The organism is Candidatus Binatus sp., from assembly GCF_036567905.1.
Taxonomy (GTDB): domain Bacteria; phylum Desulfobacterota; class Binatia; order Binatales; family Binataceae; genus Binatus.
Genome location: NZ_DATCTO010000069.1, coordinates 38184 through 58386, shown reverse-complemented (window position 1 = coordinate 58386; position 20203 = coordinate 38184). Strand labels below are relative to the sequence as shown.

General features: G+C 61.9%; 18 protein-coding genes and 1 tRNA gene. 10 read left to right on the top strand and 9 right to left on the bottom strand.

Annotation, left to right across the window (positions count from 1 at the left end):
- Positions 1 to 1308 precede the first annotated feature (1308 nt).
- The gene (locus tag VIO10_RS10970; RefSeq protein ID WP_331963700.1) at positions 1309 to 1761 is read left to right on the top strand and encodes a toxin-antitoxin system YwqK family antitoxin; all 453 of its coding nucleotides are present in this window, start codon (positions 1309 to 1311) and stop codon (positions 1759 to 1761) included.
- Positions 1762 to 1798: 37 nt separating this feature from the next.
- Here the strand turns inward: VIO10_RS10970 and aroF are convergent, their stop codons facing one another.
- Entirely contained in the window at positions 1799 to 2818 is a 1020-nt protein-coding gene (aroF, locus tag VIO10_RS10965; RefSeq protein ID WP_349259246.1) for a 3-deoxy-7-phosphoheptulonate synthase, read from the bottom strand.
- A 158-nt stretch (positions 2819 to 2976) separates the two neighbouring features.
- Between aroF and VIO10_RS10960 the strand changes: the two genes are divergently transcribed.
- Positions 2977 to 3744 (top strand): DNA repair exonuclease, encoded by a 768-nt coding sequence (locus VIO10_RS10960; protein ID WP_331963694.1) that lies wholly within the window; start codon positions 2977 to 2979, stop codon positions 3742 to 3744.
- 15 nt (positions 3745 to 3759) lie between these two features.
- Here the strand turns inward: VIO10_RS10960 and VIO10_RS10955 are convergent, their stop codons facing one another.
- The 3 genes from VIO10_RS10955 to groES form a co-directional block, all read right to left on the bottom strand.
- Positions 3760 to 4176 (bottom strand): response regulator, encoded by a 417-nt coding sequence (locus tag VIO10_RS10955; RefSeq protein WP_331963691.1) that lies wholly within the window; start codon positions 4174 to 4176, stop codon positions 3760 to 3762.
- 442 nt (positions 4177 to 4618) lie between these two features.
- On the bottom strand, positions 4619 to 6256 hold the full coding sequence (gene groL / locus VIO10_RS10950) for a chaperonin GroEL (protein WP_331963688.1): 1638 nt from the start codon (positions 6254 to 6256) through the stop codon (positions 4619 to 4621).
- A gap of 75 nt (positions 6257 to 6331) precedes the next feature.
- A complete protein-coding gene (groES, locus tag VIO10_RS10945) occupies positions 6332 to 6619 on the bottom strand; it encodes a co-chaperone GroES (RefSeq protein WP_324096028.1) in 288 nt (95 codons plus the stop codon).
- A 435-nt stretch (positions 6620 to 7054) separates the two neighbouring features.
- Here groES and VIO10_RS10940 point away from each other — a divergent pair, with 435 nt between their 5' ends.
- Positions 7055 to 8365, top strand: coding sequence for a DUF1329 domain-containing protein (locus VIO10_RS10940; protein WP_331963678.1), 1311 nt, complete (start codon positions 7055 to 7057; stop codon positions 8363 to 8365).
- Between the two features lie 113 nt (positions 8366 to 8478).
- On the opposite strand, the gene VIO10_RS10935 is transcribed toward VIO10_RS10940, so the two are convergent.
- Genes VIO10_RS10935 through VIO10_RS10925 form a run of 3 tightly spaced genes read right to left on the bottom strand, consistent with a single transcriptional unit; the run spans position 8479 to position 10509 of the window.
- Positions 8479 to 8997, bottom strand: a complete 519-nt coding sequence (locus VIO10_RS10935; RefSeq protein WP_331963675.1) for a chromate transporter — start codon at positions 8995 to 8997, stop codon at positions 8479 to 8481.
- Between the two features lie 20 nt (positions 8998 to 9017).
- Positions 9018 to 9689 carry a chromate transporter gene (locus VIO10_RS10930; RefSeq protein WP_331963672.1) on the bottom strand — a complete coding sequence of 224 codons (672 nt, stop codon included), beginning with the start codon at positions 9687 to 9689 and terminating at the stop codon, positions 9018 to 9020.
- Positions 9625 to 10509, bottom strand: coding sequence for a hypothetical protein (locus VIO10_RS10925; RefSeq protein ID WP_331963669.1), 885 nt, complete (start codon positions 10507 to 10509; stop codon positions 9625 to 9627). Before VIO10_RS10925 ends, VIO10_RS10930 begins: the two co-directional genes overlap by 65 nt.
- A gap of 351 nt (positions 10510 to 10860) precedes the next feature.
- Here VIO10_RS10925 and VIO10_RS10920 point away from each other — a divergent pair, with 351 nt between their 5' ends.
- The 6 genes from VIO10_RS10920 (at position 10861) to VIO10_RS10895 (ending at position 16967) form a co-directional block, all read left to right on the top strand.
- Positions 10861 to 11805: a sulfotransferase gene (locus VIO10_RS10920; RefSeq protein ID WP_331963666.1), complete on the top strand. Its 945-nt coding sequence runs from the start codon at positions 10861 to 10863 to the stop codon at positions 11803 to 11805.
- The gene (locus tag VIO10_RS10915; RefSeq protein WP_331963663.1) at positions 11802 to 12713 is read left to right on the top strand and encodes a sulfotransferase domain-containing protein; all 912 of its coding nucleotides are present in this window, start codon (positions 11802 to 11804) and stop codon (positions 12711 to 12713) included. The genes VIO10_RS10920 and VIO10_RS10915 overlap by 4 nt, the downstream gene beginning before the upstream one ends.
- Positions 12710 to 13651: a sulfotransferase gene (locus VIO10_RS10910; protein WP_331963660.1), complete on the top strand. Its 942-nt coding sequence runs from the start codon at positions 12710 to 12712 to the stop codon at positions 13649 to 13651. Before VIO10_RS10915 ends, VIO10_RS10910 begins: the two co-directional genes overlap by 4 nt.
- A 108-nt stretch (positions 13652 to 13759) precedes the next feature.
- Positions 13760 to 14890 carry a glycosyltransferase family 4 protein gene (locus VIO10_RS10905; RefSeq protein ID WP_331963657.1) on the top strand — a complete coding sequence of 377 codons (1131 nt, stop codon included), beginning with the start codon at positions 13760 to 13762 and terminating at the stop codon, positions 14888 to 14890.
- Between the two features lie 229 nt (positions 14891 to 15119).
- The gene (locus VIO10_RS10900; protein WP_331963654.1) at positions 15120 to 16025 is read left to right on the top strand and encodes a sulfotransferase; all 906 of its coding nucleotides are present in this window, start codon (positions 15120 to 15122) and stop codon (positions 16023 to 16025) included.
- Positions 16026 to 16046: 21 nt separating this feature from the next.
- Positions 16047 to 16967 (top strand): glycosyltransferase, encoded by a 921-nt coding sequence (locus tag VIO10_RS10895; protein WP_331963651.1) that lies wholly within the window; start codon positions 16047 to 16049, stop codon positions 16965 to 16967.
- A gap of 133 nt (positions 16968 to 17100) precedes the next feature.
- Here VIO10_RS10895 and VIO10_RS10890 read toward each other — a convergent pair whose 3' ends face one another.
- Positions 17101 to 18324 carry a sigma-54 dependent transcriptional regulator gene (locus VIO10_RS10890; protein WP_331963648.1) on the bottom strand — a complete coding sequence of 408 codons (1224 nt, stop codon included), beginning with the start codon at positions 18322 to 18324 and terminating at the stop codon, positions 17101 to 17103.
- A gap of 462 nt (positions 18325 to 18786) precedes the next feature.
- On the opposite strand from VIO10_RS10890, the gene VIO10_RS10885 reads away from it, so the two are divergent.
- Positions 18787 to 18862, top strand: a tRNA-Lys gene (locus VIO10_RS10885).
- Positions 18863 to 18896: 34 nt separating this feature from the next.
- Here VIO10_RS10885 and VIO10_RS10880 read toward each other — a convergent pair.
- A complete protein-coding gene (locus VIO10_RS10880; protein ID WP_331963645.1) occupies positions 18897 to 20108 on the bottom strand; it encodes a nucleotidyltransferase family protein in 1212 nt (403 codons plus the stop codon).
- Positions 20109 to 20203: the final 95 nt, after the last annotated feature.

The following is a 20203-nucleotide window of genomic DNA, read 5'->3' as shown; positions in this document are numbered from 1 at the left end:
CAAGGAGAGGGTTAGGGAGAGGTGCGACGCCCGACGCCGCCCACGTTGCATAACCGGATGTTGGTGCTGAAGCGATACGCGCTGGCGCGCGAGATTCTTCGCTGCGCTCTAGAATGACACAAAAAAAGTTAGCGGCCATAGGAGTCATTCTGAGCGAAAGTTGCTGTGATTGAGCCGAAGCCCTGAGCGAAGCCGAAGGGGAAGAATCCCGGTCCCGGCGTCCCTTCCTTTTCTGTCATTCTAGAGCGGAGTCTGCGCAGCGAAGAATCCCGGTTCCTTCCTCGCCCTGTTAGGGAGAGGATGAAGGTGAGGGTCCTTATAGAGCGCGCCCTGTTTTCCTTTCTTAATACTGGCCTCCCGTGCCAACGGGCGCGCGCGATTCAGGATTCTGCCTCTGGGCGAGGGAGATTTCAGCGCACGATTCAGGAGGCGTCAGACACGGCGGCATGTAAAAGGTTCTCGCCGCGATGCCCTTTGTGCGCGTGCGGTTTCGCGCCGCGCCCGCAATGATGGCCGCAAACAGCGCCGGCGTGGCGAAGGTTCTATTGTCGCGGCCCGTATGGACTATCCGGTAATGAAGTTGCGCCCACCACACTGGAGTGTTGGCACGTGACTATTATTCCCGGACTCGATCGCCTGCACGGCGATGAATGGCTGCTACTGCCGCAACCGGCCATCGATATAGCGAGCACGAGCAGCATCAGCGCGGCGGCGTGTCGGAGATTCATCGACATTCAGTTAACAGACTGCCGCGCGACCGACAAATGGCGGACAGTCAACTCAGCTTCCGCCCCTTCCGCTCCGGCGCGGTGACCCCGTCACACGCCGAGCGAGCGTCGCGAACGCCCCGTACCCGTCGCTACGGCCAAACACTGCGCTGCCGTCGCAACGGCCAGGGGTCACCCCTTCCATCGCATAGTCGCGAAAAGATGCGCTGCGCAGATTTTCGCGTCTTCTCACTGCGGGTGCAGGGGCCGCAGCCCCTGGCCGTGGCGACGGCAGCGCAGTATTAAGCCATTGGCAGTGGTCGCGCGCGACAACGGAGCGCGGCCTCAACAATGTACTGCCGCCGCCGCGGGTGAACTTTTCAGCCTCATCATTTCTCCCTCGACGTGCTAAATGATCACTTATGCACTTCGCTCATCGCACACATTCCGCGCGCACTCGCTCGTCTGCAGTCGTCAGGCGAGCCCCGGTCGCACGAGATATTAATTTTGGCGGAACAAAGCTAGCCTTGGTGGCCCACCGATCACTAGACCGCAACATATGGTATAAATCGCCTTTTTCTAGCCCAACTTGATCCTCAAAATGAACGCCAAAATCGCACTCATAATCCTCGCCACGACCCTCTTCGCCTGCAAAACCGTGCCGTCATGCCCGCCCGGAACCCGACCGGTAGGAGAGGCGCCGCCCAAAGGCTCTGAGACCGCGTGCGTGAAGACCGTGGGCGGCCAGGAGGTCAAAGAAGGACCCTACGTGCTCTACCACGACGACGGGTCAAAGATGATCCAGGGCGAATATCATGACGGCAAGCAGACCGGCGAATGGACCATGTGGTACGACAACGGACAGAAGCAGTCGATCGATCACTACCAGGACGGCGTGCAGGAGGGCGAGCACGTCGGCTGGTACACCAGCGGCAAAATATCCGCGACCGGAATGTACAAGAACGGCAAGCGCGAGGGTGTGTGGAAGCGATGGGACCCCAACGGCTTCAAGAATTGGGAGGAAACCTACAAGGACGACAAGAAAATCTCATGACCGCGTGAGTTTTCAATGCCCCCGGCGAAAGCGAAATTTACAGCGTTCTTCCCACCGCCTCGGCCAGCGGCTTGAGCGCCTTCATCAGGTCGGCAAACCGCGACGGCTTCAACTGCTGCGGGCCGTCCGACAGCGCGCTCTCGGGATGCGGATGCACCTCGATCAGCAATCCGTCGGCGCCGGCCGCGATCGCAGCCAGCGCCATCGGCGCCACCAGCGAGTAGATTCCCGTCCCGTGGCTCGGATCGACCAGCACCGGCAGATGCGTCCACTCCTTGAGCAGCGGCACCGCGTTTAGATCGAGCGTGTTGCGGGTCGCGGTCTCGAAGGTGCGAATCCCGCGCTCGCACAGCACGACGTTGGGATTGCCCTCCGACAGAATATATTCCGCCGCCATCATGAACTCTTCGAGCTTCATCGACATGCCGCGCTTGAGCAGCACCGGCTTGTTGATTCTCCCGAGCCGGCGCAGCAGCGAGAAATTCTGCGCGTTGCGCGCCCCGACTTGCAGCATGTCGGAATGCTCGGCGACCAGCTCGATGTCGTGCGGATCCATAATTTCGGTCACCACCGGCAATCCCACGCGCCGCCCGGCGTGTTCGAGCAACACCAGCCCCTCGTCTTCCATTCCCTGAAACGAGTACGGCGACGTCCGCGGCTTGAACGCTCCCCCGCGCAGAGCATGAGCGCCCGCGGCTTTGACCGCGTCGGCCGCGGCCTCGATTTGCGCCTCGCTCTCGACCGCGCACGGTCCCGCGATCACCGTGATTCGCGGGCCTCCGATTTCAGCGTTGCCGACCTTGATTCGCGAGCCTTCGGGCCGCACCTCGCGCGACGCCAGCTTGAACGACCTCACCACCGGCATCACGCGCTCCACCCCGGCTACCGATTCCAGATGCGTCAGTTGATGCTTCTCGCCACGCTCGTCGCCCACGCATGCGACAACCGTGCGCTCGACGCCGCGGATAATGTGAGCGTTGTAGTCGAGATCCTCGACCATCCTGACCACCGCCTGAATTTCCGCTTCGCTGGCGTGCGCTTTCATTACGACGATCAAGTGAGAAAACCCCCTGCGATACGCTGGTGCGCCTCGCGGCCTTTCGGCTCGAGCGATAGAATGGGCGCTCGACCCCTGGTAATTCTGACTCTACCGCATGTTATCATCGACCGGAACCGAGCGACCGCGACCCGATCGGCGCATCGAAGGAAGCAGTTTTGCCAGCTAAGCCGCATCCGCATCATCCACTCAGGATCGTTCACACTTCCGACGTTCATCTGGAAAGCGATACGTTCGGGTCAGGCGAGCGCGGCGCGTATTTGCGCGCCGTAGTGCGCAACGCATTTGCCCGGGTCATCGACATCGCCAACGACCGCAACGCCGACATGCTGCTGATAGTCGGCGATCTGTTCGATTCGGCGCGCGTCAGCGAAGAAGGCCTCGCCTTCGCGATGGCAACGATCGGACGGGCTCAGATGCCGGTCGTGATGATTCCCGGCAATCATGACGCGCACGACGAGCGATCGATCTATGCGGGCCTCGCGCCCGGCGCCATCCCGGAAAATCTGCACCTGATTCTCGAGCCCGAGGGCAGAGCAATCGATTTTCCCGAGCTTGCGGCTCGGGTATGGGGCCGCGCGATAGTCGAGCATACGCCGGACTACCGGCCGCTCGGCGGCGTGCCCGAGCGGGAGGAAGGACTCTGGAACATCGCGCTGGCGCACGGATTTTTCATGGAGGAAGGCGAGATTGAACGATCGTCGCCGATCACGCCGGCGGAAATCGAACGCTCGCGCTACGACTACGTGGCGCTCGGCCACGTGCACGTCTTAGGCGACGTATCGCAGGGCTCGACCCGCGCCTTTTATTGCGGAACGCCGGCGCCGCTCTATTCCAGCGAGAATTCCGGATGGGTGCTGTGGGTCAATTGCGTCCCCGGACAGCCCGTCTCAATTGAACGCTTGATGGTGCGAAAATCAGACTGACGGTGGGCTGGCGAATCAGTGCCCGGAGGCGGCCCGGTCCGTGCGTCTGAGCTCGGGATAAACATCCAACAGCCGGCGCCACACCCGCGCCAGGCCGAAATTGCCGAACGGCTCCGCGATGCATTCGAGCGCTCCCTCGCGCCGATAGATTCGATGGTCGTCGGGTGACTGCGACGCGGTGACGATCACGATCGACGCCGCAGGCGACTCGCGGCGAATCGTCCTGAACAGCTGTAACCCGTCGATCCCCTTCGCACCGCGCAGCCCGATGTCGAGCGCGATCACGTCTGGACGCGTTGTGCGAAAAATGTCGATTGTCTGCGCGACCGTCTCGGTTTCCGCCACCACCTGGCATCCGCCGCACTCGAAATGACTGCGCATGATGTCGCGCGTGGTTCCTGAGCTGTGCGCAATGAGCGCTCGAACTGCCATCAGCGGCTCCTCTTCGGCAAGCACTGCGCCAGCCCAGTCCCCAAGGCGTTCACAGCGGCGACCCGTTAACGATTTAGCAAGGTCGGGGCCAAGAAATGTGAGCTTCGAACAAACGCGACCCCCGATTTGCCAACCGACCGGCCGCGGCTTATTCGGGGCCGGTTCATTGACTATTTCCAGGCCATCCAGTCCGCCCACAGTACGGTTCGAATCTTTGATCGTCGTTGCACGCGAGCGATTTGTTGCACCCTAGTGACATCACTCAAGCGCGGTCTAGAACGTTTACGTGTGGGTTTGTAGCGTTTTGCAGCTCACCGGCCCCCCCCGGGGCAGGGGCTGGCCCCCCCCCTGCCAAAAAACAGCGGCGGAGCCTCGATGGCCCCGCCGCTGATGCTAACCATGTCGCCAGGCATTGACCTGGCGCGCGCAATTGAGTTCTCGATTACATCATGCCGCCCGGAGGCATTCCGCCCGGCATTCCGCCGCCTGAGCCCGCACCTTTTTCATCGGGCTTCTCCGCCACCATGCACTCGGTCGTCAGTAGCAGGCTCGCCACCGACGCCGCATTTTGCAGCGCGCTGCGAACGACCTTGGTCGGGTCGATGATTCCGGCCTTCATCAGATCTTCGAACTCCTCGCTGGCCGCGTTGAATCCAAACGGCCCCTTGTTGTTCTTGATCTTATCGACCACGACCGAGCCTTCCCATCCGGCGTTGGATGCGATCCACCAAGCCGGGCCTTCGATCGCCTTCTTGATGATCGCGATGCCGACTTTTTCGGCCTCGCTGGCGCGCATGTTATCGAGCACGCTCGAGGCGCGAATCAGCGCGACGCCGCCGCCCGGGACCACGCCCTCTTCGACTGCGGCGCGGGTTGCATGCAGCGCGTCCTCGACCCGGGCCTTCTTTTCCTTCATCTCGACTTCGGTCGCGGCGCCGACCCGAATCACGGCCACTCCGCCGACCAGCTTGGCCAGCCGTTCCTGCAGCTTCTCGCGATCGTAGTCCGAGGTGGTCTCTTCGATCTGCGCGCGAATCTGCTTGATCCGGCCCTCGATGTCGGCCTTCTTGCCTGCGCCGTCGATGATCGTGCAGTTGTCCTTGTCAACCACCAGGCGCTTGGCGCGGCCGAGGTCGGTCAGCGTGATGTTCTCGAGCTTGAGCCCGAGCTCCTCGGAAATGGCGCGCCCGCCGGTCAGAACCGCGATGTCTTCGAGCATCGCCTTGCGCCGATCGCCGAAGCCCGGCGCCTTGACCGCGACGCACGACAGCGTGCCGCGAATCTTGTTCACCACCAGCGTCGCCAGCGCCTCGCCTTCGATATCCTCGGCGATAATCAGGAACGGCTTGCCGCTCTTGGCAATCGTCTCGAGGATCGGAAGCAAATCCTTCATCGACGAAATCTTCTTCTCGTGGATCAGGATGAACACGTCCTCGAGCTTCGCTTCCATCCGCTCCGGATCGGTCACGAAGTACGGCGACAGGTAGCCGCGGTCGAACTGCATCCCCTCGACCACTTCGAGCTGGGTCTCCAGTCCGCGCGCCTCTTCAACCGTGATGACGCCTTCCTTGCCGACCTTCTCCATCGCCTCGGCAATGATGTCGCCGATGGTCGAGTCGTTGTTGGCCGAGATGGTGCCGACTTGCGCGATTTCCTTGCGATCCTTGGTCGGCTTGGACAGGTTCTTGAGCTCGGCGGTGATAGCCTCGACCGCGCGATTGATCCCGCGCTTGAGCGACATCGGATCGTGCCCCGCGGCGACCATCTTGATCCCCTCGGTGAAGATCTGCCGCGCCAGCACGGTCGCCGTGGTGGTGCCGTCGCCCGCCACGTCGGAGGTCTTCGACGCGACCTCTTTGACCATCTGCGCGCCCATGTTCTCGAACTTGTCTTCGAGCTCGATTTCCTTGGCGACTGTCACCCCGTCCTTGGTCACCGTCGGAGCGCCGAAGCTCTTCTCCAACACGACGTTTCGGCCCTTGGGACCGAGCGTCACAGTGACGGCATCGGCGAGAACATTGACCCCTTTGAGGATCTTCTCGCGCGATTCTTGTCCGAAACGAACTATCTTTGCAGGCATGGTTCTTTTGCCTCTCCTATGATTGAAGGTTTCATCGGATCAGATTGGGATTCGCTTGCGAGCAGGCCCAAATGCCTACTCGATGATTCCCAGGATGTCGTCCTCGCGCAGGATCAGCAGATCTTCGCCCTCGTGCTTGAACTCGCTGCCCGAGTATTTGCCGAACAGGATCTTGTCCCCCGCCCTGACCTCGATCGGGATGAGCTTGCCGTCGTCGCCATATTTGCCCTTGCCGACGGCGACAACCTTGCCCTCCTGGGGCTTTTCCTTGGCGGTGTCCGGGATGATTATTCCACCCTTGGTCCGCTCCTCTTCCTTGATACGCTTGACGAGAATTCGATCGCCCAGTGGCTTGATTTTCATTGGGGACCAGCAGCCTCCTTAGCTTGCGAAAAGTGTTGCTTGGCTGGACGATTCCAGCCGTCGGAAAGTTAATTACTGTCCGGGTTTTGTCAATTGGCACTCGCGATGCCTGAGTGCTAACCGCAGTCTAGCCTGATACGCAGGAAATGCAAGCCCGGTGCATAAGCCTGTGGACGGTGGGTAGATGCCTGCGCTGCCTGCGGCCCCCAAATCGCCGGCGTCAGCCTTCTGATTTAGGTCTCCGCTAGACGCATCGCCACAACGGCGATGACGCAAACGGAAGCACTATGTGTCAGAGTGCGCCAGAGACGTAATGGGCTTTAATGATGTCTATTGGAAATTTCGAGCGATTAGCTCTGGCACGGTCTGTGCGTCTCCAATATGAGCTTGGCTTATAGCGCTCCCTGGCGCAGAGACCAAATCGGAGGAACGGCCATGATCGAAATTACCCACAGAGCGACGCACTTCGCCACGATCGTCAGCGCGTTTGCGCTCGCCCTTATTGTCGGCGTATCGCCCGCGTCCGCGCAGGTGAAGCCAGGCGACTTCATCACTCCGGACAACGCGTCGAAGGTGAAGGATCTTGTTTCGCCAGGCGTGTTTTACAAAGTGCAGCGCGGGATGACGATGAAAATCGTCCCCACCGAGCGCATCGATTGGCCGCCTCCGTACACGGACGCGACCGAAAAATATTCGTCGCAGGTACAGCTGTCGAAGGATCATCGCACCGTCATTGGCTATGTCGCCGGACAGCCCTTCCCGATGATCGACGCCAACGATCCCTACGTCGCAAGCAAGGTCGTCTGGAACGCCATGTGGCGTCCGATCAGCAATGACGACTACGACCTGCGATATTACGATTGCGACACGGTTTACTCCGGCCGCAACAAGCCTTACTTTGCAATCTGGTACTACCAGACCGGGCACTATGCCGGTTATGACCTCGTCGGCCGAACCGAGGTCGAGCCGATGCCGGTCGATCCCGACTTCAAGCTTACCAACCGCCTGTGGTTGTTCCTGCTCGGTCCCGAACTCGCGCCCGAGAACCAGCGTGGCAGCAGCCTGCTGCGTTATCGGTACGGCGAACCGGCTCATGGCGACGACACCTGGACCTGGGAGCCCGGCACGCGGCGCCTGCGCCGTCTCAACGAGGCGATGAATTCGACCGCGACCGACGCGCAGACCTTTGACCCCGATCGCTATTCGGGTTTCAATGCCAAGATCGAAGAGTACAACTATAAGTTCCTCGGCGAGAAGCAAATGCTGGCGACGGTTGACGCCGAGTATTCACCGGAAAGGCGATGCGAGACCGACGGCGGCGGCAGCGCATGCCCCGAGCGTTGGCAGATGCGCCACATGTACATTGTGAGCGCCGAGCCGCGCAACAGCGTTAACGCTTCGGCGCTCGATTCCAAGACGGTCATCTACATGGATTCCGAAATGTGGTTCGAGCCGTACGTCGATACCTACGATCGCAGCGGCCAGCTGTTCCGCAACAACACCTTCTGGCTCGCGTATCGCGATCGTCCGGTGCCCGACGCGAAAATCGCCATCTATCCTTTCAAGCGCGAATTCGTCGTCGGCTCCTGCTCCACCGATGTGCAGACCGGCCAGGCAACGATGTGCTACCTGCCCGGCCACGAGACGCAAGAGCGTGAATGCTGGTACATCAACATGGGTGCGGTGGATAAAGCGTTCTTCACCACCGAGGCGTTGGTGAAGATGGCGGAAACCGGACACATGTAGTAAGCGGCCGCCAGGCCAGTCGCCTTATGATCCGGATTGTACGACGCCGGCAGGAGCATCCGCTCCTGCCGGCGTTTTCTTTTCTCTCGCACGCGGGCGTCGATTCCCGCGGCCTATCTCCACAAGATGTAAACTGCGCCTCCCACCAGCACCAGCACGCCCGGATTGACGTGGCGCCAGAGCAAAATCCCGAACACCGCAATTGCGATCGCCAGCGTCTGCACGTTCACGATCGAGAGCCTCGCGATCGCAAAGGTTCCCGACGTCATCAGGCCAATCGCGACCGGCGCAAGCCCGCGCTGAATCGACGTGCGCCACGGCCACCCGCCCAGATGCACCCACCATCGATTGACGAACAGCGTAATCACGCAGTCGGGCAGGAAAAATCCGATTCCCACCACCACCATCCCGGCCCATCCCGCCAGCTGATAGCCGATCACCAGTACCATCAACATGTTTGGTCCCGGCGCAACCTGGCCGAGGCTGTAGATGTTGCGGAACTGCGCGTCGCTCAGCCAGTGAAACGTATGCACCGTCATGTGCTGCATCTCGGGCAGCACCGCCGTGCCGCCGCCGACCGCCAGCACCGACAGCAGCGCGAAAACCAGGAACAGATGTATCAATCGCGTCATGCGGCTTTCGTTCTCAATGGTTAATGACGAAACAGGTGATGGCGCGGGCCGCGATGAAACGGCAAATGCTCGTCCGCCGCGCGCGGTTTTGAGACCGTCGGCCGGTACAGCCAGACCGATATCGGCCCGAGACCCAGCAGCACCACGAACAGCGGCAATTTAATGAAGCTGACCGCCAGAAACGTCACCAAGATGATCGCGATATCCGGAAGCTGGCGAAATTGGCGCCGCCCGATCTGCAACGTCACCGCCGACAGCAAACCAACCGCCGCGGCCGCGATCCCCAGCAGGAAACGCTTGACGTCGGGATTGCTGTGGTTCGATTGATACAGTATCCCCAGCACCATCACGACGATTCCCCCCGGCAGCAGCATCCCGATGACCGACACCGCCGCGCCCGCCAGCCCGCGCAGATTGTCGCCCATGATGATCGCCATGTTGACGGCGTTGAGCCCCGGCAGCGTCTCGCTGATCTCCATCGCGCCGAGAAATCCCTCGTCGTCCAGCCATCCTTCTTCCCGCACCAGGTACTCGCGCAGATAGGCGACCGCGCCGCCGCCGAAGCTGAGCCCGCCTGCGAGCAGGAAGATTCGGAAGAGCGTTAGCAGGCTCGGATGAAGATCGGGTTCATTCGTCGTGCTTGAGGCTGGTGTTTCCGTATCCGTAGATGAGGGCGGTTTTGGTTGTTCCACGCTGCACCCAGTCTGAGGCCCGCGACTGCAGGGCCGTGTAGAAGAATTCGGAAAGCTCGCGCTGCTTGCGCCGCACCGCTTCGGGACTATCGAACTTCAACTGGTAGCCGAACTCGGCCACGATTGGCGTGTTGGTCGTGCGCACCCGCCATACCGCCAGCGTCGCCTTCGCCTCGAGCTTGTGCCCGAAGTCCAGCATCCCGAGATCGACCTGGTATTCCTGGATCGATACGCCGTTGACTACGCTCAGCGCCGCCTTCGGATTGGCGTCGATCTTCTTGAGCGCCGGAAATGCTTCCGCGGTCGTTTCGAATCGTTGCGTCAATATGATGTTGGGTGTGTCGAGCTCGCAGTTGTGCGAATACACCAGCCGCATCCCCAGCGCGCCATCCTTGGGCAGGAGGATTTCCTCCTTGAACTTCAGCGTGTACGCGCATGGCAGCAGTGGACGCGGATCCACCGCCAGCGCCGTTTTCTTTTCCGGATGCCGAAATTTGATCACCAGCTCGTGCTTCGCATCGGGCAGACCATGATGATAGAAGGTGCGTTTTCTCAGGATGAAGCCGTGATTGTAGAGCTTGAAGTGCGGCGTGTCGTAGAACACCACTTCGCGCTGATGCGGCTTGACCGATTCGTCGATCTTGCCCAGCTTGATACCGAGTGATTTGGCCGCGTGATGCGCTAACTTCCAGAACTTGTGAAATGCCTTCTCGTCGGGAAACCGCTCCGGCTTCAGCAGCAGTTTGTATTCGCGATACTGAATCTGGTCCGACGGTACGATCGGTTCGTAAAACTTTGAACTTTCGGCCTGCGTACGCATCTATATTTCTTCATCCATTCGAAACCGTCGCGCCGGTAGTCCGGCAGGTTCGGATCAGGGCCGCCGCCGGCGCATCTCCATGCATTTTCCAGATCCCTTCGAAGTATCAGTCTGGATCGTCGAGGTCAATTATTACCGATTTGCTGGCGGGTTAGAAACTGTCACTCAGTCAACTGTGAGCATCGCAACACCGCTGTCCGAGCGCATCCTGCGCGGCGATTCCCGCTCGCCGGCGTGCGCTGGCGCCGACGCCCTCATTGATATGAAATATTGGCGATGTTATCTTGACCGGGATCGCCGCGATGCCGGTGCCGGGGCACGTCCGGAAATACCATCGTCAGGCCACAATCCTTGAACCGTATATCGCCCGCAATACAAAGAGCACGCCCCTCAAGGCTCCCCGACTTCATCGCGGTCGGACCGCCGCGAACCGCCACCACCTGGCTGTACGAGGTCTTGAAGGGCCACGTGGGATTGCCGCTGGAGAAAAAGGAGACCGACTTTTTTTCCAAGCACTACGACAAGGGAATCGACTGGTACGCCGACTACTTTCGCCATTGTCCGCCCGCGATGAAAATCGCCGAGGTGTGCGCGACCTATTTCGCGTCGCCCCAGGCTCCCGAGCGAATCGCGCGCCACCTCCCCGAATGCCGCATCATCTGCACGTTCCGCGATCCGGTAAGTCGCGCCTACTCGTTCTACCGGCTGCTGCGCCGCAACGCGTGGACCAAGCTTTCATTCGAAGAAGCGGCGGCGAAGCATCGCGAAACCCGCGAACAGAACCGCTACGGGTTTCATCTCGCCAGATGGCAGCGCCAATTTAGCGCTGACCACGTGCTGGTCGGTCTGCTTGATGACCTCGAGGCCGACGCGCAAGCGTTCGTCGACCGGGTAACCGCCTTTGTCGGGATCGATCAAATCGTGATTCCGCCGGCGCGCGCTTTCGAGCGCGTGCATACGGTCGAGACCGCGCCGCCGAGCCGCCGGCTGGTGCGTACCGCGCGCAACATCACTACCTGGATGAATTCGCGCCGGATGCATCGGACGGCCAGGTGGCTGCGTAAAAGTGCGCTGGGCCGTTTCGTGTACGAAGGCGGCCGGCCGTATGAACCGCTGGCACCCGAGGTCGAAGCGCGCATCCGCGAACTGTACCGGCCCGAGGTCGAGGAGTTCGAGGCACTCATCGGCCGCGATCTGTCCGCGTGGAAATATGGCAAGGGTCCAGTCGCATCAGAGCGCCCGGGCAAGCAGATCCAGGCCATCAACAAGATTCAATTACCAGGCCAACTCACTTGAGCGGAGCGAGGAAACTGATTCTGCCCGAGGTTATCGCAATCGGGCCGACGCGCACCGGTTCGACCTGGCTTTACAATGCGCTGCGCGACGCGGTGGACATGCCCTTTGGGGTCAAGGAGACCCAGTTCTTCAACACGTTCTACGACAAGGGTATCGACTGGTACGCGCGTCATTTTCGCTACGCGACCGGCGATCGCACAGTTGCCGAAATCAGCCCGTACTTTTTCCATCCGCTGGCGTGCGAACGCATCAAGACCCACATCCCCAACTGCAGGATCGTCGTGACGCTGCGCGATCCGGTCGATCGAATCTATTCTACGTACAAGCTCCGGAGTCATAACGGACGACGGACGGCTCGCGGAACCTTCGACGAGGTCCTCAAAGCGGTGCCGGATCTGGGCGGCGCAAACCGCTACGCCGCGCATCTCAAGACATGGTTCGAGAGTTTCGGCCGTGAGAACGTCCTGGTCACGATATACGATGGATTGCGCGCGGATCCGCAGACCTATGTGAATCGGGTTTGCGACTTTATGAGTGCCGAGCGAGTGGTGCTCTCGCCGCGCCCCGCTCTCAGTGGCGAGGTGAATTCTTTTGCTCGTGCGCCCAAGAACCGCAAACTCGCGCGCAAAGCGACCAAGTTCATGTTCTGGCTCAAGGGCCATCAGGCATATCGCCTCGTCAACCTGCTCGAACGCGCGGGCGTATGGGATTTCTGCCACGGACGCGGCGAGCTATTTCCGGGCCTTACCCCCGAGCAGGACGAGCGCCTGCGCGCGCGCTTCATGCCCGAGGTGGAAGCGCTCGAGGAATTGCTGATGGTCGATCTCTCCGCGTGGAAGAAACCGCGCTCTGCGCGCACCATCGAAACTCCCCCGGCGCGCCGGCCGCAGCGATTAGCCAACGGATGAGCGCAAGCATCAAACGCCGGCTCCCTTCGATCATCGGCGCCGGTCCCGGTCGCACCGGCACTACATGGTTGCATCGCGTCCTCGAAGGCCACGTCGATCTGCCCTACGGGGTCAAGGAGACCCAGTTTTTCAGCCATTACTACGACAAGGGCATCGACTGGTACGCGCGCCATTTTCGCTACGCAACCGGCGAGCGGCCGATCGTCGAGGTCTGTCCCTACCTGTTCCATCCGCTCGCGTCCGATCGCATCAAGACGTACATTCCGAACTGTCGCGTAATCACCACGCTGCGCGATCCGGTCGAGCACTCGTTTTCGGTTTACAAGATGCTGATTCACTTTGCGTGGGCGCGCGGATCGTTCGAAGAGGCGCTCAAAGCCCGGCCCAGTCTGGGCGGCGGCAACCGCTACGCGTTCTACCTGAGCAAATGGTTCGAGACCTTCGGCCGCGAGAACGTACTTATCACGATGTATGATGACTTGCGCGCGCAGCCGCAGTCGTATCTTGATCGGGTGACCGATTTCATGGGCATCGGGCGGATTGTACTTTCCGAGCGGCCCGAAATCGGTGACGACGTGCATTCGTTCGAGCGCGCGCCAAAAAATCGCAGACTCGCGCGCCGCGCGACGCGCTTGATGTACTGGTTCAAGCTCCGCCAGGCATACGGCGCGATAAATTTTCTGGACCGCTGCGGCGTATGGGATTTCTGCCACGGCCGCGGCGAGCCGTTCGGCCGGCTGACGCCCAAGCAGGAGGAGCGCCTGCGCGAGCTTTACCTCCCCGAAGTCGAGGCGCTCGAGGAATTGCTTATGATCGATCTTTCCGCATGGAAGAAACCGTGCGCGCCACCAGCCGGCCACAGCGATGAGCGCAAGGCAGCGAGGTCTGTTGCGGGCGCGACCAGCCTTGACGATCTTCACGACCCAATCTTCAAATAGCGGCCGTCAACCGAGACTGCCCGATTTCATCGCTCATGAGGTTGCGCCGTCACCACGCTCTGATACGATTCCACGGATTAGCGAGGTCGGGGCGCGCAGCCTGATGCCATGCGAATCCTCCTTCTGTGCACGCAGTTTCGTTTCATCGGCGGAATTGCCGAGTTCGTGGATAACCTCGCGAGCGAGATGCTGCTGGCAGGGCATCACGTCGAGGTGGCCTGCACCCACTATGGCGTTGCCGGAGCGGAGCGCGAGCCGTTGAGCCGGCTGCCGGTTCACAGCTTGCGGATACCCGCAACCAAGCGGCCGTCATTGCGCCATCCAGAGCGGCTTTTGCGATTGCGGCGCGGGCATGAATTGGCCGAGCTGCTCCGGCGCGTGCGGCCCGACGTAGTGAATTCGCACGTGAATCAGTGGAACAAATTAGCCGCGATTGCCGATGGGGCCAGACTCGCGTGCGTGCCGCTGGTGCAGACTCTTCAGGATTGTTATGGCGGCGATTGGTCCTATCCGGCTGCGCTCAAAGCGCTCACGGGGGCGACCGTCCTGTGCGTGCTGACCGAATCGGTGCGCAACGGCCTGGCGAGGTTTTACCCGCCGATCGCCAGCGCGCAAGTCATCCGCGGCGGAGTGGATTGCGCCCGAGCGGCGCAAAGTGTGCCCTTTCGCCGCGCGCGCCCATACATACTGACGGCGTCGCGGCTTGATCTTTCATCCAAGGCGCTGGATGTGGTGATCGAGGCCTTCGCCGCGATTTGCTCGTCGCACCCGGAGCTTGACCTGGTTATCGCGGGGGAGGGGGCTGATCGCGCGCGCCTGACAGCACTGGCGAGCGAGCTGGGAATCGACAAACGGGTGGAACTAACCGGAGCTGTCCCGCGCGCCACGCTCTGGGAGCTGTACAAGGGCGCGCAATTCTTCGTCATGGCGAGCCGCCGGCCAGAGGGCCTCGGCCTGGTGTTCCTGGAATCGATGGCGTGCGGGCGACCGGTAATCGCCACTCGCAGCGGAGGCGTGCCGGAAGTCGTGCATGATGGAGAAGAAGGTCTTCTGGTGGAGCGTAATGAGGCTCCGGAGTTCGCCGCCGCGATGCGCTGGATGGTCACGCACCCCGACGAGTGCAACCAGATGGGACAACGCGGACTCGCCACCGTGCGCGCCGAGTACGATTGGCCCCGCGTCGCCGGGCGTTATCTTGCGGTTTACGAAAATGCGATTTGTTCGCGGAAACGCGCGTGATTAGTGTGACGAACTATCGGCCGCTGCAGGCCCACCGCCTCGCAGGACGGCAGTCCCATCCCGACGCGATTTCCGCCGGGAGCCGCACGGCGACGCCAAGGGACGCCCGGGGGGCGCGCGGCGCAGCCGAGCGCGTCGGGCGTATCCGGGAGTTGCAATTGGAGATTCAAATAGGAAAAGCGGATGTAGTGGCCGAGCCCGCTGCGCGGCGTGCGCTTCGAGACCCGTCATGAGCGCCACGCGCACCGCGCGGCTTCCGGACTTCATCGCGGTCGGACCGCAGCGCACGGGCACCACCTGGCTCGACCAAGCGCTGCGCGGCCACGTTGGCCTTCCCGAAGGCGCCAAGGAGACCGACTTCTTCGTTCGCCATTACGACAGGGGGATCGACTGGTACCTCGATTACTTCCGTAACTGCCGCTGCGGCCTGCCGGTTGGAGAGATCGATCCCAACTATTTCGGCTCGGCCGAGGCGCGCGAGCGGATAGCGCAGCACGTCCCGGAATGCCGGATCATCTGTTCGTTTCGCGACCCAACCGAGCGCGCGTACTCGTCGTACCGGGTGATGCGCCGCGATGCGTGGACGCGGGTGGGCTTCGAGGAGACCGTCGCGCGCAACCCCATCATCCGCGAGTCGAGCCGCTATGCGCATCATCTGGCACAGTGGCAGCGCATGTTCGGCGCCGAGCATGTGCTGGTATGCATCTACGACGATCTCGAAGCCGACCCGCAGGGCTACCTCGATCGCATCTGCGGCTTCATCGGGATCGCGCCGTTCAAGGTTGCCGCGACGGTCGGAGCCTCCGAGCGCGTCAATGCGGTCACGCACGCGCCGAGAAGCCGGCGCCTCGCGCAGAGTGCGCGCAACGCCCGCGACTGGATGCGGACGCATCGATGGCATCGCGCGTTAAGCGCGCTCGAGCGCGCCGGAGTATGGCGCTTATGCTTCGGCGGCGGCCAGGCTTTCCCGAGTCTCGACCCTGAGACCGAAGCGCGGATGCGCGAGCATTTTCGGCCCGAGGTCGAGGCGCTGGAGCGGATGACCGGGCGCGATCTCTCGGCGTGGAAGCACCCGCGCGCCGCAATCGGCCCCACCCGTCACGGCGCCGGCGCCGGCCGTTCGGCGGTCGCGTAGCCCGCCTATTGGGTGTGCCGGATGCCGCGGGTTTCGGTAATCATCCCGGTTTACAATGGCGCCTCTACGGTGGCGGGCGCGATCGAGAGCGTGCTCGCGCAGACCTTCACCGATTTCGAGATCATCGCGATCGATAATGGGTCGATCGATTCCAGCCGCGAGGTTCTCGCGCGATTCGCCGGGCGGGTAAAGATTCTCGAGGAGCCAAAGCGCGGGCCCTCCGCGGCCCGCAACACCGGCGTGCGCGCATCGTCGGGCGAGTACCTGGCGTTCCTCGACGCCGACGATTGGTGGCTGCCCGCGATGCTCGAGCGCACGGTCCAGACGCTTGACTGCGACCCCGATTGCGGCCTCGTTTACACGGATCTTGCCCTGGCCGACAGCACCGGGCGGGAGCAGATGGCCGCGCTGGCCGGCGCGAGTCACGCGCCAACCGTAGGCGAGATGCTCGAGCGGTTGTGGCCCATCCTGCCCAGTGGAGTCGTGATGCGCCGAAGCGTGTTCGAGCTTGCGGGCGGATTCCCGGAGGATCTGATCGCGTTCGAGGACGTTTACCTTTGGCTCCGCGCGCGCGAATACGGAAACTTTCACCATCTGGCGGAGCCGCTCGCGGTATGGCGCTTCGCGCTGTTCCCGGAGCCGCTCAAGCCCGGCGGAGGGCAGGAGGAGGCGGGCGCAATCTTCGAGCGGATGGTGCGCGAGCGCTACGGCGTGTCGGCGCATCACCACGTGCTCGCCCGTCGTCGCGCGCCGCGCAGCATCCTCGGCTATATCGGGCTTCACGCGCTCCGCGATGGCGATCGGACGCTGGCACGCCGCGCATTCGCGCGCGCAATCCGCTTCGATCCATTACGAATCAAGAATTACCTGCGGTTCGCCAGGACTTTGCTGCCGGACGCCGTGGCGCGGGCGCTCAGCGGCCGCTCGCGCGCCGCCCGCTAGCGAACAAGCGGCTTGCTGCGTTGCAACGATTGCGCGGATTCGATCGGTCAAGCCGTCGTCAACGCAAATGATTTCGAAATCCCGGAAGCTCTGCCCGGTTACGCTGGCCACGGCGCCAGCATCCAGGCGAGATTCAAGACGCGTGGCGGACGATCGACTTGCGCAGCGTCCTGTAGGTGCGTCCTTCGCCCAGGCCAAACCGGTTCAGCATCCGGTAAACCGTGTAGCGCGATACGCCCAGCATCTCGGCCGCGCGATGGCAATTGCCCTCGGTCGCCTGCAGCGCGCGAATCAGCGCGAGCTTCGAGGCCTCGCGGATTACCGCGTCGAGCGAGTAGGGCCAGCCCGCCATTTCGAAGCATCGCTTCGACGCGTTCGCGCAGTCAATCCCGGCGCCATCGGGCCCGCCCTCGAGATTGAGCCCGCCGTTTTGCACCGCCGCCTCGACCGGCTTGTCCAGCGCTTCCCCATTCGAATCGTCGTGGCGCAAAGGCAGGTCGTCGAGATCGATACGATCGTTTTCGGTCATCAGAACCGCGCTCTCGATTGCATGGCCGAGCTCGCGGACATTACCGGGCCAGTCATTTGCGCACAGCGCGTCCACGGCGATCCGCGAAACGAGCTTTACGTCCTTGCCGAACAGGCGGTTGAAGTGCTCGATAAAATGGGCGACGAAGGCCGGGATTGCCTCGCGCCGCTGGCGCAGCGGCGCAACCAGGATTGCCGCCGCGTTAAGGCGGTAGTAGAGGTCGTCGCGGAATTGGCCTGCCTTCACCATCGCGTGCAGGTCGCGATTGCTTGCCGCGACCAGCCGAATATCAACCGAGTAGGTGCGTGACGAACCGACCGGCTGAATCTCGTGGGTATCGAGCGCGCGCAGCAACTTGGGCTGCAGGCGCAGCGGCAGCTCGCCGACTTCGTCCAGAAACAGAGTTCCGCCGTTGGCGGAGCGGAAATAGCCGAGTGAATCCTCGCGCGCATCGGTGAAAGCGCCGCGCACATGACCGAAAAGCTGCGACTCTGCCAGCGACTCGACCAGGTTGGAGCAGTTGAAGGTCACGAACGGGCCGCTTGGCACCGCACCCAGCGTATGCAACGCTCGCGCGACCAACTCCTTGCCGGTTCCCGATTCGCCCTGAATCAGGACCGTTGACTTGTACGGACTCAAGCGCGAAATGGTTTTGAGTATCTTGCGCGCGTGCGCCGACCGCACCACCGCCCCGCCAATCCGCTCCGACCCATGCGCAAGTTCCCCCAGGCTCAACCACTCGCACGTCGCGGCCGCCGGCTCGGCGCCAGGCTTATGCCTCGCAGCCGCGACCGGCGATCCGTTCGCCGAGTACTCTTGTAGGCGCATGCTTGGTTCCTCTCGAGCGCTGATTCTTCCAACCTACACTAATTTGCCCACACTAATTTACTAAACCCGCTCTACTAATTTGTAGGATTTGGATATATTCGAGTAGTGGGTAGCATGTCAAGCTGTTCAGGGCGGAATTTGCCGATTTTGAGCAACGGCCACTCACCTTGTGTTTTGCTATCGCGCCCTTCACTGTGATGAGCGCGCTGCAATCACGATGGCGTTGGATCGAAAATTTGATTGAAAATGACATAGCCTCGCGTCTTCACCGGCCTCATTTCCGTCGCTCTTCCGGCAACGGCGCGCCACGCTTCGAGCTGGTTTAACTAGCTGAAAAAATAGAGTTTTTCGCAGAACATGCGCAGTTGAAATCAAAGCGCGGCGGAGTTGCGCAACCGAGTTGTGAAGTCGCGACTGTTTCCAACGCTTCGAATTACCTGTAAGCATTGAAATCTCTCGGGTGAGCCGGTAGCTCAGGCGGTAGAGCATGTGACTTTTAATCACAGGGTCCCGGGTTCAAGTCCCGGCCGGCTCACCAGCAAATCCGCTAAAAAATCAAAGATTGAGAACGCTCACGCGTTCGAACTGTTTGAAGAGCCGCGCACCAGCCGCGGCCCGTATTGCACCGCCATCCGAAACGGCCGAATCACCCAGTAGAGCGGAAAGAGCGCCGCCGGCAGCGCGATAAGTTCATAGTCGCCCATCGTCGGCGCCAGCGTTCGGCGGACGATGTACCGCATTCGCGCGCGCGCGCCCTCGATCGAGCGGATCGGAACCGCCCACGGATCGAAGTCTGCCCGTCCCTGCGTGGCTCCCTTGAACAGTCGCCCCGCGACGCGTCGCGCTAACGCCCGGGCGGCGCGGTCGCCGCGAGCTATCGTGACAAGCTCGGCGGGGACCGGCGCGCCGGCCAGCTCGTGCGCCAGGCAGATGCCGGTCAGGAACATCCGCCGGCTCCCGAGCGCGGTCGCCTCGTCGAGCATCCCCATCAGATCGATTCCCGGACGCGCCCGAATGGTCTCGGCGACGTCGCAGATCGATCCGAGCGTGATCCATCCATGCTTTGCGGCGTGGACGCAGATGTATAGCAGCAGGTCGTCGGGCGCGATCGCCATCACTTTGCCGAACTCCAGATCGACCCCGCGCGCGCGCCGCCACAGGGCTTCCTCGTCGGGGGCGAAACGGAACGAGCGCGGCGTGATGTTCCAATGAACGTCCACCGCGCCCAGCCCGTCGGGTCCGATGAAGGCGTCCTCGTACTCCTGAAAGTAGCCGGTCGCGAGGCCTTCGCGCCTGGTATGTGGCGACAAATATCGTTCGGCGGTGAGTATTTCGGCGACCCGGGGCAGGTCAGTCTGGCGCACCAGAATATCCAGATCGCTGAACTGGCGAAGTTCGATTGATCCGTATGCCATCGCGGCAAGCACCGGACCCTTGAAGGTGACCGCCGCAACTCCAGCCGCCTCCAGCAGGCCCATCAGGCGCACAAGTTCGGCGGTCAGATGACGGTTGTAGAGAATGATCAGCTGCCACTGGGTCCGCAGCTTCGCAAGCCCCTCTTGCGCAACCGCGGTCGGACATTCGAGTTTCAGATAGCGATGCACCAGCGGGAGCACCGCATGACGTTTGGCGATATCGACGACGCGGTCCCAACTGCGTATGCGCGGCGCAACCTCGGACGCCAGCGCCGTGCGCGCAGCCGTAGCCGCAGTTGTCGCGCAGCAGAGCACGAGTGCCGCTTCGATCGACAAATCGGCAAGGTCGAGAAGAGCGTCGGATGCCATTGAGTTGTGAACAATAGCTCGAAGCGCAAGCGTGGACCAACTGCGCATTACAAGTGTATCAAACGGCGACAGCGGCTTCCGTCTTGCCGGCAACT